12 protein-coding genes are annotated in these 14353 nt (G+C 63.5%); 6 read left to right on the top strand and 6 right to left on the bottom strand.

The features are described 5' to 3' along the window. The first annotated feature begins 13 nt into the window (after nt 1-13). Nucleotides 14-1681: a gamma-glutamyltransferase gene (gene ggt, locus HU738_RS20010; protein ID WP_186601179.1), complete on the top strand. Its 1668-nt coding sequence runs from the start codon at nt 14-16 to the stop codon at nt 1679-1681. 130 nt (nt 1682-1811) lie between these two features. Here the strand turns inward: ggt and HU738_RS20005 are convergent, their stop codons facing one another. Next, complete coding sequence (locus HU738_RS20005) at nt 1812-3731, bottom strand: methyl-accepting chemotaxis protein (RefSeq protein ID WP_186601180.1); 1920 nt, start codon at nt 3729-3731, stop codon at nt 1812-1814. A 196-nt stretch (nt 3732-3927) separates the two neighbouring features. Next, the gene (gene ypfJ / locus HU738_RS20000; protein ID WP_186601181.1) at nt 3928-4818 is read right to left on the bottom strand and encodes a KPN_02809 family neutral zinc metallopeptidase; all 891 of its coding nucleotides are present in this window, start codon (nt 4816-4818) and stop codon (nt 3928-3930) included. 188 nt (nt 4819-5006) lie between these two features. On the opposite strand from ypfJ, the gene pcaH reads away from it, so the two are divergent. Together pcaH and pcaG are read left to right on the top strand one after the other, a co-directional pair. Next, entirely contained in the window at nt 5007-5726 is a 720-nt protein-coding gene (gene pcaH / locus HU738_RS19995) for a protocatechuate 3,4-dioxygenase subunit beta (RefSeq protein ID WP_054886879.1), read from the top strand. Nucleotides 5727-5736: 10 nt separating this feature from the next. After that, complete coding sequence (gene pcaG / locus HU738_RS19990; protein ID WP_099815682.1) at nt 5737-6342, top strand: protocatechuate 3,4-dioxygenase subunit alpha; 606 nt, start codon at nt 5737-5739, stop codon at nt 6340-6342. A 132-nt stretch (nt 6343-6474) separates the two neighbouring features. Here pcaG and trmA read toward each other — a convergent pair whose 3' ends face one another. From trmA to HU738_RS19975, 3 genes are all read right to left on the bottom strand, one after another. After that, the gene (gene trmA / locus HU738_RS19985) at nt 6475-7560 is read right to left on the bottom strand and encodes a tRNA (uridine(54)-C5)-methyltransferase TrmA (protein ID WP_186601182.1); all 1086 of its coding nucleotides are present in this window, start codon (nt 7558-7560) and stop codon (nt 6475-6477) included. Next, on the bottom strand, nt 7557-8852 hold the full coding sequence (locus HU738_RS19980) for an NCS2 family permease (protein ID WP_054887141.1): 1296 nt from the start codon (nt 8850-8852) through the stop codon (nt 7557-7559). The genes trmA and HU738_RS19980 overlap by 4 nt, the downstream gene beginning before the upstream one ends. A 155-nt stretch (nt 8853-9007) precedes the next feature. Next, nucleotides 9008-10228, bottom strand: coding sequence for an MFS transporter (locus HU738_RS19975; protein ID WP_186601183.1), 1221 nt, complete (start codon nt 10226-10228; stop codon nt 9008-9010). A gap of 355 nt (nt 10229-10583) precedes the next feature. Here HU738_RS19975 and HU738_RS19970 point away from each other — a divergent pair, with 355 nt between their 5' ends. Genes HU738_RS19970 through HU738_RS19960 form a run of 3 tightly spaced genes read left to right on the top strand, consistent with a single transcriptional unit; the run spans nt 10584 to nt 13196 of the window. Beyond that, on the top strand, nt 10584-12020 hold the full coding sequence (locus HU738_RS19970; RefSeq protein WP_054887139.1) for a cytochrome ubiquinol oxidase subunit I: 1437 nt from the start codon (nt 10584-10586) through the stop codon (nt 12018-12020). A 3-nt stretch (nt 12021-12023) separates the two neighbouring features. Continuing rightward, entirely contained in the window at nt 12024-13031 is a 1008-nt protein-coding gene (cydB, locus tag HU738_RS19965) for a cytochrome d ubiquinol oxidase subunit II (RefSeq protein ID WP_186601184.1), read from the top strand. A 9-nt stretch (nt 13032-13040) separates the two neighbouring features. After that, complete coding sequence (locus HU738_RS19960) at nt 13041-13196, top strand: DUF2474 domain-containing protein (RefSeq protein ID WP_176507686.1); 156 nt, start codon at nt 13041-13043, stop codon at nt 13194-13196. Nucleotides 13197-13226: 30 nt separating this feature from the next. Here the strand turns inward: HU738_RS19960 and HU738_RS19955 are convergent, their stop codons facing one another. Continuing rightward, nucleotides 13227-14351, bottom strand: a complete 1125-nt coding sequence (locus tag HU738_RS19955; protein ID WP_186601185.1) for a methyltransferase — start codon at nt 14349-14351, stop codon at nt 13227-13229. Between the last annotated feature and the right edge of the window lie 2 nt (nt 14352-14353).

The raw sequence follows: 14353 nt of genomic DNA, 5'->3' as shown, positions 1-14353 counted from the left end.
CCAAGGAAGTGTCATGCGTATTGTCCCGTTCCAGTACATGGCTCTGGCAGCCGCGATCCTGAGCTGTTCCTCGACTTACGCCGCCACGTTGGAAGGCGGCGCTGTAGCTGCCCCCGATCAATATGGTGCACAGGTTGCAGCCGACATCCTCAAGAAGGGCGGCAACGCGGTGGACGCGGCCGTGGCCACGGCCTTCACCCTGGCGGTGACCTACCCCGAGGCGGGTAACATCGGCGGCGGTGGCTTCATGACCCTGTTCGTCGACGGCAAGCCGTACTTCCTCGACTACCGCGAAGTGGCGCCCAAGGCTGCCTCGCGCAACATGTACCTGGACGACAAGGGCGAAGTCATCGAGAACCTGAGCCTGGTCGGCGTGCGCGCCGCAGGCGTGCCCGGCACGGTGATGGGCCTGTGGGAAGCCCACCAGAAGTTCGGCAAGCTGCCCTGGAGCGAGCTGCTGACCCCGGCCATCGGCTATGCCAAAAACGGCTTCAAGGTCGCCGAGAAGCAGTACCAGTACCGCAACGATGCCCAGGGCATGTTCAAGACCGCGACCAACTTCAACGACTATTTCGGCAACATGAAGGTCGGTGAACTGTTCAAGCAGCCGGAAATGGCCCAGACCCTCGAGCGCATCGCCGACAAGGGCGTGAGCGAGTTCTACCAAGGCAAGACCGCCGACCTGCTGGTGGCGCAGATGCAGGCCGACAAGGGCCTGATCACCAAGGACGACCTCAAGGATTACAAGGCCGTGTGGCGCGAACCCATGGCCCTGAGCTGGCGTGGCAACGTGGTCTATACCGCGCCGCCGCCAAGCTCCGGCGGCGTCGCCCTGGCCCAGCTGCTGGGGATCAAGGAAGACCGTGCGGCGGACTTCAAGGGCGTTGCGCACAACTCGGCGCAGTACATCCATCTGCTTTCGGAGATTGAAAAGCGTGTGTTCGCCGACCGTGCCGACTACCTCGGCGACCCGGCGTTCACCAAAGTGCCGGTCGACCAGTTGGTGGCCAAGGACTACCTGGCCAAGCGCGCCGCCCAGGTCAACCCGAAGGCCATTTCCGAAACCGACAAGGTCAAGCCAGGCCTGGAGCCACACCAGACCACGCACTTCTCGATCGTCGACAAGCAGGGCAATGCGGTCAGCAATACCTACACGCTAAACCTCGATTACGGCAGCGGCGTGGTGGTCAAGGGCGCGGGCTTCCTGCTCAATGACGAGATGGACGATTTCAGCGCCAAGCCTGGCGCCGCGAATGCCTTTGGGGTGGTTGGCGGTGACGCCAACGCCATCGAACCGGGCAAGCGCATGCTGTCGTCGATGAGCCCGAGCCTGATGACGCGCGATGGCAAGGTCGAGCTGGTGATCGGTACGCCGGGCGGTTCGCGGATCTTTACCTCCATCTTCCAGGTGATGAACAACCTGTACGACTACGGCATGCCGCTGGAGAAGGCCGTGGCGGCGCAGCGTGTGCACCATCAGTTGCTGCCCAAGGACACCATCTACTACGACAGCTACGCGCCGCTGACCGGGTCGGTGGCGGATGAGCTGAAGAAGATGGGCTATGTGCTGGAGGATCAGGGCTGGGAGATGGGCGATATCCAGGCGATCCGGGTGAACGGGGCGCAGCTTGAGACTGCTTCCGATCCGCGTGGGCGTGGGGTGGGGATGATCGTCAAGTAGTTCTGTATCGGCAGGGCTGGCCACTTCGCGGCGGTTCGGCGCCCCGGTATACCCGCTCGCACAGGTACAGCGCAGGATTCGAAACTTGCGCCGTACGTGCAGGAGCGGGCGTGCCCGCGAACGTCTCAGGTCAGACGCGGAACTGGCTGACCAGCATCTGCAGGTGACCACCCAGGCGCGCCAGCTCCACGCTGGACGCCGCCGTTTCATCACTGGCCGCCGCGGTCTGTTCCGACACATCGCGCACATTCAGGATGCTGCGGCTGATCTCTTCTGCCACCGCACTCTGCTGCTCGGCCGCCGCTGCGATCTGCTGGTTCATCGACTGGATGCTCGACACCGTGCTGGTGATGTTCTCCAGCGACGCACCGGCCTTGCGTGCCAGCTCGACACTGCTGTCGGTCAGCGTGCGGCTGCCCTGCATGGCATTGGCCACCTGCTGGGTGCCGTGCTGCAGGCTGGCCACCAACTCCTCGATCTCTTCGGTGGACTTTTGCGTGCGCTGGGCCAGGCCACGCACTTCGTCGGCGACCACGGCAAAACCACGGCCGGCTTCACCGGCTCGGGCCGCTTCGATCGCGGCGTTGAGCGCCAGCAGGTTGGTCTGCTCGGCCACCGACTTGATCACGTCCATCACGCTGCCGATCTTCTGGCTTTCCTGTTGCAGCAGGTTCATGGCCTCGGTGGAGCGGTGCACTTCTTCGGCCAGGCGTTCGATCTGGCTGATCGCCTCGCCGACCACGCGGTCACCGGCACGCGCTTCGTCATCGGCGCCGGTCGCGGCGTGAGAAGCCTGCTCGGCGTTGCGCGCCACTTCCTGAACGGTAGCGGCCATTTCATGCATGGCGGTGGCCACCTGGTCGGTTTCGACCTTCTGGCTGTTGGCACCGGCACTGGTCTGCTCGGTCACCGCCGACAACTCTTCGGCGGCGCTGGCGATCTGGGTGACGCCGTCACGGATGCCGCTGATCAGCTCGCGCAGGGTAGTGCCCATGCGTGCGATGCCTTGTTGCAGCACGCCGATTTCATCGCGACGGGTAACGCGCAGGTCGTGGGTCAGGTCGCCACTGGCAATGCGCTCCACGGCTTGCAGGGTATCGCGCAGCGGGCGGGTGATCTGGCGAGTGATGACCACAGCAGCAATGACGCCAGCCAGCAGCGCCAGCAACGTGGCGATGGTCTGCAGGCTGCGGGCCTGGGTGCTTTCTGCGTCGCGACGCTCCAGCTGGATGTTGTACAGCGCGTCGCTGCGCTTGACGATATCGGCGCCTTGCACGGTCATCTCGGCGCGGGCAACGGTGATGTCGGCAACCGCATCGCGGAACTGGCGCACGGCATCGCGGTAGGCCTGCACCGATTGCTCGAACTGCTGGACACGGGCGGCTTCAGCTGGCAACTGGCGCTTGAGGTTGTCGATATCGGCCAGCGCACCTTCCAGCTGGCGCAGGGCGGTCTGCTCGTTGGCGGCACTGTTGTCGGCAATGTAACCGCGCACGTCGATACGCACCTGCAGCAGTTGCTGGCGCGCCTTGCTGATCAGCTGGTACTGGGCCAGGCGCACACTGTCGGGCTCGGGGCGGGACATGACGTCCTGGCTGAGGACTTCCATGGCCTCATCGGCCCTGGCCGCCGACACGTTCATTGCATCACGGGCGGCCAGCGAACTCTTGTAGCCGGCGCGCATCTTGTTCAGCGATACCTTGTACTCGCTGATGGTCTGCCCCAGCTCCTTGAGCAGCACGACGTTGGCCGGGCTGGTGAAGGTGGTGACCAGGTATTGCTGCTGCTTGCTGAAGGCGTCGAGCTTGGCCTGGGTGTTGGCAGCGGCGGCGTCATCGCCATTGGCGATCATGTACTGCAGACGCGCGATGCGCAGGTCGGTCAGATCCTTGTTGAGCTGACCGATGTCACCCATCCAGTTGCTGCGGTCAATCAGGCTGCCAAGGCTGGTCCAGCCGGTCAGGGCCAGCAGGCCGGTTAGAACCAGCACCAGGCCGAAGCCCAGGCCGAGTTTGAGGTTGACGCTGATATTGGCGAACCAGCTGTTCATGCACGCTCTCCAGAAAATTCATTCGCTCACTGATCATCGATCGCAGGGCGTTGTTGTTCTGGGGGCCCGCTGATTCGTGCAGGTGTTATCGGCAGGTCGAAGGTAAAGCTGAATCGCTTTTGCAGTTGATTTGTAACTAAGCGAAACTCGCGGGAGCGGGCACGCCCGCGAAGGGCCGCAAAGCGGCCCGAAGGTCTCAAAGGCTGCGCGAACCGAAGGTATCGCAGCTGTTCACGTTGCCTTGGGCAAACCCGGCCTTGAACCAGCGCACCCGCTGCGCCGAGGTGCCATGGGTGAAGGAGTCGGGCACCACGCGCCCCTGACCTTGCTGTTGCAGCCGGTCATCACCAATGGCATTGGCGGCATTCAGCGCCTCTTCAACATCACCCGGCTCCAGCCAGTTCAGCCGCTTCTGCGCCTGGTACGCCCAAACGCCGGCCAGGCAGTCGGCCTGCAGTTCCTGGCGCACCAGCAGGCCATTGTCGCCTTCCAGGCGCTGGCCACTGCGCCGCGCGGTATCGACCTTGGCCGACACCCCGAGCAGGGTCTGCACGTGGTGGCCGATCTCGTGGGCGATCACGTACGCCTGGGCGAAGTCGCCGGCCGCAGCGAAGCGGGTTTCCATTTCGCGGAAGAACGACATGTCCAGGTAGACCCGCTGATCCGCCGGGCAGTAGAACGGCCCGACCGCCGCAGACGCAAAACCGCAGGCCGAATTGACCTGGCCGCTGAACAACACCAGCTTGGGATCGCGGTACTGCTTGCCCGCTTGGGCGAACAGGGCCTTCCAGGTGTCTTCCGTATCGCCCAGGATCGAGGCGACGAACTGCGCCTGTTCGTCATTGGCCGGCGGTGCCTTGCCGCCAGCGCCACTGGGTGCTGCCTGCTGTTGCTGTTGTTCCATCTGCCCGGCGAGCTGGCCAAGAATCTGCAGCGGGTCCTGGCCGGTCAGCCAGCCGATGCCGACAATCAGCAGCACAGCGCCAAGCCCCAGCCCCTTGCCGCCGCCAAAGCGCATGCCGCCGCCGCCACCTTCGCCGCGAGCATCGACCACATTGTCGCTGCGCCGGCCTTTTCGCCATTCCATGAGGAACTCTCCAGAGCGTGAAACATGAGGATAAAGATTAGATCACCACAGCCAAAGCCACTAATACATAACCTTTTGGTTATGTAATTGACCGGTGATTTCATTATCCATCCCTCGCTACCTGCCTGAAACTGCAAGTCCGCCTGCCGTGTACAGGCGTTTTCATAATTCCAAGAGAGGAATCCGGCATGCCTGCCCAGGACAACAGCCGCTTCGTGATCCGTGATCGCAACTGGCACCCCAAGGCCCTGACGCCCGACTACAAGACTTCCGTTGCCCGCTCGCCGCGCCAGGCACTGGTCAGCATCCCACAGTCGATCAGCGAAACCACCGGCCCGGACTTTTCCCACCTGGGCTTCGGTGCCCACGACCATGACCTGCTGCTGAACTTCAACAACGGTGGCCTGCCGATCGGCGAACGCATCATCGTTGCCGGCCGCGTCGTCGACCAGTACGGCAAGCCTGTGCCGAACACCCTGGTGGAGATGTGGCAAGCCAATGCCGGCGGCCGCTATCGCCACAAGAACGACCGTTACCTGGCGCCGCTGGACCCGAACTTCGGTGGCGTCGGCCGTTGCCTGACCGACCGCGACGGCTACTACAGTTTCCGCACCATCAAGCCGGGCCCGTACCCTTGGCGCAACGGGCCGAATGACTGGCGCCCGGCGCACATCCATTTCGGCATCAGCGGCCCGTCGATCGCCACCAAGCTGATCACCCAGCTGTATTTCGAAGGTGATCCGCTGATCCCGATGTGCCCGATCGTCAAGTCGATCGCCAACCCTGAAGCCGTCCAGCAGTTGATTGCCAAGCTCGACATGAGCAACGCCAACCCGATGGACTGCCTGGCGTACCGCTTCGATATCGTGCTGCGTGGCCAGCGCAAGACCCACTTCGAAAACTGCTGAGGACCCCGCCATGCCAATCGAACTGCTGCCGGAAACCCCATCGCAGACTGCCGGCCCCTACGTGCACATCGGCCTGGCCCTGGAAGCGGCCGGCAACCCGACCCGCGACCAGGAAATCTGGAACCGCCTGGCCAAGCCGGACGCCCCGGGCGAGCACATCGTGCTGATCGGCCATGTGTATGACGGCAACGGCCACCTGGTGCGTGATTCGTTCCTGGAACTGTGGCAGGCCGACGCCAACGGTCAGTATCAGGATGCCTATAACCTGGAAAACGCCTTCAACAGCTTCGGCCGCACCGCCACCACCTTCGATGCCGGTGAGTGGACCGTGCATACGGTCAAACCGGGTGTGGTGAACAATGCTGCAGGCGTGCCAATGGCGCCGCATATCAACATCAGCCTGTTCGCCCGGGGGATCAACATCCATCTGCACACGCGGCTGTATTTCGACGACGAGGCCGAGGCCAATGCCAAGTGCCCGGTGCTCAACCTGATCGAGCAGCCGCAACGTCGTGAGACCTTGATTGCCAAGCGTTGCGAGGTAGACGGGAAAACGGCCTATCGCTTCGATATCCGTATTCAGGGGGAAGGGGAGACGGTCTTCTTCGACTTCTGAGAGAATGCCGGGGCTGCTTCGCAGCCCTTTCGCGACACAAGGCCGCTCCCACAAAGACCTGCGTACGCCGATCACTGTGGGAGCGGCCTTGTGTCGCGAAAGGGCCGCAAAGCGGCCCCGGCAATCTGAAAGTCAGCGCCGAACCAGCAGGACGCCACTTTCCATGTGGTGCGTATACGGGAACTGGTCGAACAACGCACAACGCTCGATGCGGTGCGTGTCGTGCAACTGGGCAATGTTCGCCGCCAGGGTCTCGGGGTTGCACGAGATGTACAGGATTCGCTCGAAACGCCGGGTCAGCTCGCAAGTGTCCGGGTCCATCCCTGCACGGGGCGGGTCGACGAACACGGTGCCGAACGCATAGCTTTTCAGGTCGATCCCTTCCAGCCGGCGGAACGGCCGTACTTCGTTCAGTGCCTGGGTCAGCTCTTCCGCCGACAGGCGCACCAGCCGCACGTTATCCACAGCGTTTTCATCGAGGTTGCTCAGCGCGGCATTGACCGAGGTCTTGCTGATCTCGGTAGCCAGCACCTGGCGCACGCGGGTGGCCAGCGGCAGGGTAAAGTTGCCGTTGCCGCAATACAGCTCCAGCAAGTCGTCTTCACGCTCGCCGATAGCTTCGAACGCCCAGCTCAGCATCTTCTGGTTCACCGCGCCGTTGGGCTGGGTGAACGCGCCTTCCGGCTGGCGGTAGCTGAAGACGCGACCGGCGACATCGAGCTTTTCCACCGCATAGTCGCGGCCAATCACCAGGCGTTTGCCCTTCGAACGGCCGATCACGCTTACGCCGAGGTCTTCGGCCAGTTGCCGTGCAGCCACTTCCCAGGCCTCGTCCAGCGGGCGGTGGTAGCACATCGTGACCATGGCATCGCCGGCGAGGGTGGTGAGGAATTCCACCTGGAACAAGCGATTGCCCAGTGCCTCGCTGGCCTGCCAGGCGGCCTTCAGGCGCGGCATCAGCTCATTGATGCGCTGGCTGGCGATGGGGAAATCGTCGATCAGGATCGCCTTGTGCTTGTCGCCCGGGGCAAACATCGCGTAGTGGCGCTGGCCATCCTCGCGCCACAGGCGGAACTCGGCGCGCAGGCGGTAGTGCTCGCGCGGTGAGTCGAAAACGGCCGGTTCCGGCGCGCCGAAGGGCGCCAGCAGCGCGCGCAGGCGGGCGACCTTGCCCTCCAGTTGGGTGTCGTAGGCGGAAGGATCGAAGACAGCACTCATGCGTTGAACCAGCCCAGCTTGATGACGAACAGGATGGAAAGGATCACCAAGGCCGGGTTCAGGTCGCGGTGGCGGCCGGATATCAGCTTGACGGCGGTCCAGGAAATGAAACCGAAGGCGATGCCGTTGGCGATCGAGTAGGTCAGTGGCATGGCCAGGGCGGTCACGACCACGGGAGCGGCCTCGGTGATGTCGTCCCAATTGATTTCTGCCAGGCCCGAGGCCATCAGCACGGCGACGAACAACAGCGCCGGTGCCGTGGCGAAGGCCGGTACGCTGCCGGCCAGCGGCGCGAAGAACAGCGCCAGCAGGAACAGGATGGCGACGACGATGGCAGTCAGGCCGGTGCGGCCCCCGGCGCTTACGCCAGCGGCGGATTCGATGTAGCTGGTAGTGGTCGAGGTCCCCAGCAGGGAGCCTGCCATGGCGGCGGTGCTGTCGGCGATCAGGGCACGGCCCATCTTTGGCATGTGGCCGTCCTTGCCCATCAGGCCGGCGCGCTTGGCCACACCGATCAGCGTGCCCGAGTTGTCGAACAGGTCGACGAACAGGAAGGCGAAGATCACGCTGACCAGGCCCACGTCGAGGGCGCCTTTGATGTCCAGCTGGAGGAAGGTCGGCGCCAGCGATGGCGGCATCGAGACCACGCCACCGAACGGTGTCACCCCCATCAGGATCGAAGCGATGGTCACGGCCAGGATGCCGATCAGCACTGCGCCACGAACCTTCAGCGACTCGAGGCCGACGATCAGGAAGAAGCCCAGGGTAGCGAGGATAGGCGCTGGCTGCTTGAGGTCACCCAGGCCAACCAGGGTCGCTGGGTTATCGACGACGATGCCGGCATTATGCAGGGCGATGAACGCCAGGAACAGGCCGATGCCAGCAGCAATCGCCGAACGCAACGGCAGTGGAATGCTGTTAACGATCCATTCGCGGATACGGAAGATCGACAGCAGGAAGAACATCACCGCCGAGAGGAACACCGCGCCGAGTGCCACCTGCCAGGTATGGCCCATGTGCAGGACCACCGTGTAGGTGAAGAACGCGTTCAGGCCCATGCCCGGCGCCAGGGCGATCGGGTAGTTGGCAATCAGGCCCATGGTGGTCGAGCCGATGGCGGCCGCCAGGCAGGTGGCGACGAAGATCGCGCCCTTGTCCATGCCGGTCTCACCGAGGATGCTCGGGTTGACGAACAGGATGTAGGCCATGGCCAGGAAGGTCGTGACGCCCGCAAGAATCTCGGTGCGCACATTGGTATCGTGTGCTTTTAGTTGAAACAGCCTTTCCAGCATGCCCGCTCCCCAGGGCGCCCTCGCGCCGTGAATGTATCGACCCCATCAGCAAAGCACAGACCGAAGCCGATGCCGTGGTTTTGTGTGGGGAGGAAAAAAGCCGCGCATCATACCAGCATGCTCGGCAGGGGCCTATGGCCGATCCAGGAGAGCGATCAACCGTTATGCAACCGGTCGCGCCTGGCCAGTGTCGGGAACAGTTTTATCCACACGCCGGTCACCACCAGGGTACCGACCCCGCCGAGCACCACCGCCGGCACCGTGCCAAACCAGTGCGCGGTGACCCCGGACTCGAACTCGCCCAGCTGGTTCGAAGCGCCGATGAACAACCCGTTAACCGCGCTCACCCGGCCGCGCATCTCGTCTGGCGTCTCCAGCTGCACGAAGGCGCCGCGGATCACCATGCTGATCATGTCCGCCGCGCCCAGCACCACCAGCACCGCCAGCGAGAACCAGAACGAGGTCGAGAGGCCGAACGCGATGGTGGCCACGCCGAACAGCCCGACGGCAGTGAACATGGTGCGCCCGACCTTGCGCTCGACCGGGAACCGCGCCAGCCACAGCGACATCAACAGAGCCCCGACTGCAGGTGCGGAACGCAGCAGGCCCAGGCCCCATGGGCCGGTGAGCAGGATGTCCTTGGCAAATACCGGCAGCAGCGCGGTGGCGCCACCCAGCAGCACGGCGAACAGGTCCAGCGAAATGGCCCCGAGAATGTCCGGCCGGCTGCGGATGAAGCGGATCCCGGCCATCAGCGATTCAATGCTGGCGCGGCCGCGCTGGGGCACTTGCTGGCGCGAGTCGAGGCTGAGCATGAGCAGGCAGGCGATGGCATACAGGGCAACGGTCGGACCGTACACCCAGATGCTGCCGAACGCGTACAGGAAGCCGCCCACGGCCGGAGCGACGATGGTAGCCGCCTGGGTTGCCGAGGCGGAGGCGGCTACTGCTCGCGGGAACAGCCCTGGCGGCACGACGTTGGGTAGCAGCGCCTGGGTCGCCGGCATCTCGAACGAGCGGGTGGCACCGAGCAGGAAGGCCAGGGCGAAGATCAGTTCGCGGCTGACATTGTCGGTGGCACTGCCCACGGCCAGCGCCAGGGCGATAAGCCCCTGCAAGCTCTGGCACAGCGCCGCCACCTTGCGCCGGTCATAGCGGTCGGCGACATGCCCGGTATGCAGCATGAACAGCACCCGGGGCGCGAATTCGACCAGGCCGACCAGGCCCAGATCGAGCACATTGCCGGTCAGCTGGTAGAGGTGCCAGCCAATGGCCACGGTGAGCATCTGGAAGCCACTGGCGGTGAACACCCGGGCCAGCCAGAAGGCGACGAAAGGGCGGTGATGACGCAACAACTGCGGTGCGGAATCGGACATCGGGAACCTGTTGGTTTCGGCGCAGTAGAGGGGCTCGCAGCGTATCATCTGTTTGTAACAACCGGTTACTGTTTGCCGTGATCGGCACTTTTCCATGCCCCGTGGAAGGGGGTGGGGCAACCGGTCACGCGGCAAACAACCGCACGCCTCGGTGGCCCATTCGGGACTATGCTTTCTAGCAGTCGTTGATCTGGATCAATCGTTGCTTTCGCAACGAATGAGCAACGAATTGGCCCTTGGGCCGGAATCCCTGCGATCGAACAGAACAATTCCAACGCGCCGCACTCGACTACGTGGGGGCAGTGGGCGACTAGGCCACAAGCCCGGACGCCGGATTATCTGAAGAGGAAGCACCATGTTCGGAATAGAGGCCTTAGAGCTCGCCCGAATGCAGTTTGCCTTTACCGTGTCGTTCCACATCCTGTTCCCGGCCATCACCATTGGCCTGGCGAGCTACCTGGCGGTTCTCGAAGGCCTCTGGCTACGGACCGACAAGCAGGTCTACCGTGATCTCTATCACTTCTGGTCGAAGATCTTCGCCGTCAACTTCGGCATGGGCGTGGTCTCCGGGTTGGTCATGGCCTACCAGTTCGGCACCAACTGGAGCCGCTTCTCGGAATTCGCAGGTTCAGTCACCGGCCCCTTGCTGACGTATGAAGTGCTGACGGCATTCTTCCTCGAGGCGGGCTTCCTCGGCGTCATGCTGTTCGGCTGGAACCGTGTCGGGCGTGGCTTGCATTTCTTTTCCACGTGCATGGTGGCGCTGGGCACGCTGGTGTCGACCTTCTGGATCCTTGCCTCGAACAGCTGGATGCACACCCCGCAGGGCCACGCGATCGTCGATGGCAGGGTTGTGCCGATGGACTGGTTCGCGATTGTCTTCAACCCATCATTCCCCTTCCGCCTGATGCACATGGCCACTGCGGCTTTCGTCGCCACGGCCTTTTTCGTCGGTGCCTCGGCGGCCTGGCACCTGCTGCGCGGGCGGGACAACCCTGCCGTGCGCAAGATGCTGTCGATGGCCATGTGGATGGCCCTGATCGTCGCGCCGGTGCAGGCGGTGATCGGCGACTTCCATGGCCTGAACACGCTGAAGCATCAGCCGGTCAAGATTGCAGCCATCGAGGGCCACTGGGAAAACCAACCGGGTGAGCCGACCCCGCTGATCCTGTTCGGCATTCCCGACATGAAAGCCGAAACCACCCATTTCAAGATCGAGATCCCGGTGCTCGGCAGCCTGATTCTCACCCATAGCCTGGACAAGCAAGTCCCTGCCATGAAGGAATTCCCTGCCGAGGACAGGCCCAATTCGACCATTATCTTCTGGTCGTTCAGGGTCATGGTCGCCATGGGCCTGTTGATGATTGCCGCAGGGCTTTGGAGCCTGCTGTTGCGCAGGGGGGGCAAGCTCTACAGCTCACGCCCGTTCCTGCATTTCGTGATGTGGATGGGGCCCTCCGGACTGCTGGCCATCCTGGCAGGCTGGATCACCACTGAGGTGGGGCGCCAGCCGTGGGTGGTCTACGGCCTGATGCGCACTGCCGACGGTGTTTCCAACCACAGCTACGCCCAGCTCGGGTTTACCTTGATCGCGTTCGTGGTGGTGTATTTCGCGCTGTTCGGGACAGGCTTCGCCTACATGATGCGTCTGGTCCGCAAAGGGCCTCATACCGGCGAAGGCGATGATCAGCGTCCGGGTGGCCCAGGCCAGAAACGTACCCCGGCACGGCCGTTGTCGGCCGCCGACGAGGGCAGCGATGCCGTCTCCGCCAACCTGAGCAAGGGGAACTGAGCCATGGGTATCGACCTTTCGCTGATCTGGGCCGTGATCATCATCTTTGGCGTCATGATGTACGTGGTGATGGACGGCTTCGATCTGGGGATCGGCATGCTTTTCCCCTTCGTCAAGGGCGAGCGTGACCGTGATGTGATGATGAATACCGTTGCCCCCGTGTGGGACGGCAACGAAACCTGGCTGGTGCTCGGCGGTGCCGGTCTGTTCGGGGCGTTCCCGATGGCCTATGCGGTGGTGCTCGAGGCGCTGTACTTGCCACTGATCCTGATGCTGATCGGCTTGATCTTCCGCGGTGTGGCGTTCGAGTTTCGCTTCAAGGCGACGGCCGAGAAGCGCCATATCTGGGACAAGGCGTTCATCGGCGGCTCGCTGGTCGCGACGTTCTTCCAGGGCGTGGCCTTGGGGGCCTTCCTCGAAGGCTTCAAGGTGGTCGACCGGCATTTCGCCGGTGGTACCCTCGACTGGCTGACACCGTTCAGCCTGTTCTGCGGCCTTGGCTTGATCGTCGCCTACACCCTGCTGGGCTGCACCTGGCTGATCATGAAGACCGAGGGCGATCTGCAAACGCGAATGCACGACCTCGCACGGCCTTTGGCGCTGGTGCTGCTGGCGGTCATCGGCATCGTCAGCCTGTGGACCCCGATCGCGTATCCACAGATTGCCGACCGCTGGTTCAGCATGCCCAACCTGTTCTGGTTCATGCCGGTGCCGTTGCTGGTGCTGGTGACCTTCTACGGCCTGCTCAAGGCGGTGGCGCGCAATGCGCACTACACGCCATTCCTGCTGACCCTGGTGCTGATCTTCCTGGGTTACAGCGGGCTGGGCATCAGCCTGTGGCCGAACATCATCCCACCGTCGATCTCGATCTGGGACGCTGCCGCGCCACCGCAGAGCCAAGGTTTCATGCTGGTGGGCACGCTGTTCATCCTGCCGTTCATCCTCATGTATACCTTCTGGAGCTACTACGTGTTCCGCGGCAAGGTAACCCATGAAGACGGCTATCACTAGGAGGGCCACATGATGAACGGTAAACATGGCCTGGAAGACAAGAAACCGCTGTGGCAGCGGCTGGGCTGGCTGGTGCTGATCTGGGCGATGAGCGTGGCTGCGCTGGGCGTGGCCGCCTGGGTGATGCGGCTGTTCATGGGGGCCGCAGGCCTGACCACCCATTGAGTGCAGGGGGCGCGCCAGGCGCCCCTGCTTTTATTTACGCGCCTTGAGGACCACGAACTTCGGTGTTGCAGCGACTTGCTCGACGCCACGGAACAACCGCGCCAGCTTGCTGTGATAGCCCAGATGGCGGTTGCCGACGATGTACAGCGCGCCCCCGACCACCAGCGCCTCGCGCGCCTGCTGGAACATGCGCCAGGCGAGGAAGTCACCGACCACCTGCTGCTGGTGGAAGGGAGGGTTGCACAGCACGACATCCAGCGATTGTTTTTCAACGCCCGCCAGGCCGTCCCCCGGCATGACCGTGACTGGCCGTTGACCCAACGCAGCCTGCCAGTTCTCCAGCGCCGACTGCACTGCCATGTACGACTCATCGACCAAGGTGTACTGCGCATCAGGGTTTGCCAGCGCGCTGGCAATCGCCAGTACGCCGTTACCGCAGCCCAGGTCGGCTACGCGGGCGTTGCCCAGGCCACGGGGCAGGTGGGGCAGAAAGGCGCGGGTGCCGATGTCCAGGCCCTCGCGGCAGAACACATTGGCATGGTTGAGCAGTTCCAGTGCCGGGTTGTCGAGCGTGTAGCGGGTCGGGTAGGGCGACCTCGCGGCCGGACGCCCGGCGACCGTGGCGGTCAACAGGCGCGCCTTTTTCTGCGCCAGCGAAGCCTGTACCGGGCCGATGTACTTTTCCAACAGGTCACCGGCCGCCCGCGGCAGGTGCTTGATCATGGCTCCGGCAATCACCTGGGCGCCGGGTGCCAGATGGCCTTGCAGGCGGATCAGTTGTTCTTCAAGCAGTGCGAGGGTTTTCGGCACGCGCACCAGTACGCGGTCGAACGGGCCTTGCCAGTGCTCGTTGGCCGGCACGAAGGGCACGCTGTCGAACGCCTTGCCATTGCGCGCCAGGTTTTTCTCCAAGGCCATGTGCGCCAGGTGCGAGTCGCCGCTGCTGATCACCTGCAGATGGTCGACCAGGCTGGCCGCCAGGGCGCCGAAGCTGTCGTTGAGCACCAGTACCCGGCTGCCAGCGTCCAGGCCTTGGGCATGCAACTGCTCGAGCAGATATTCATCAGCGGCATCGAAGGCCTGCAACGGGTCGTTGGCCTGGTCCGGCTGGCGGATCAGGTCGAGTTCGGCGAAGGGGGTGGTCAACAGGGGCATGG

This window comes from Pseudomonas vlassakiae (assembly GCF_014269035.2).
Lineage (GTDB): Bacteria > Pseudomonadota > Gammaproteobacteria > Pseudomonadales > Pseudomonadaceae > Aquipseudomonas > Aquipseudomonas vlassakiae.
The sequence above is the reverse complement of the archived record's forward strand: the minus strand, read 5'-3'. Positions and strand labels throughout refer to the sequence as shown.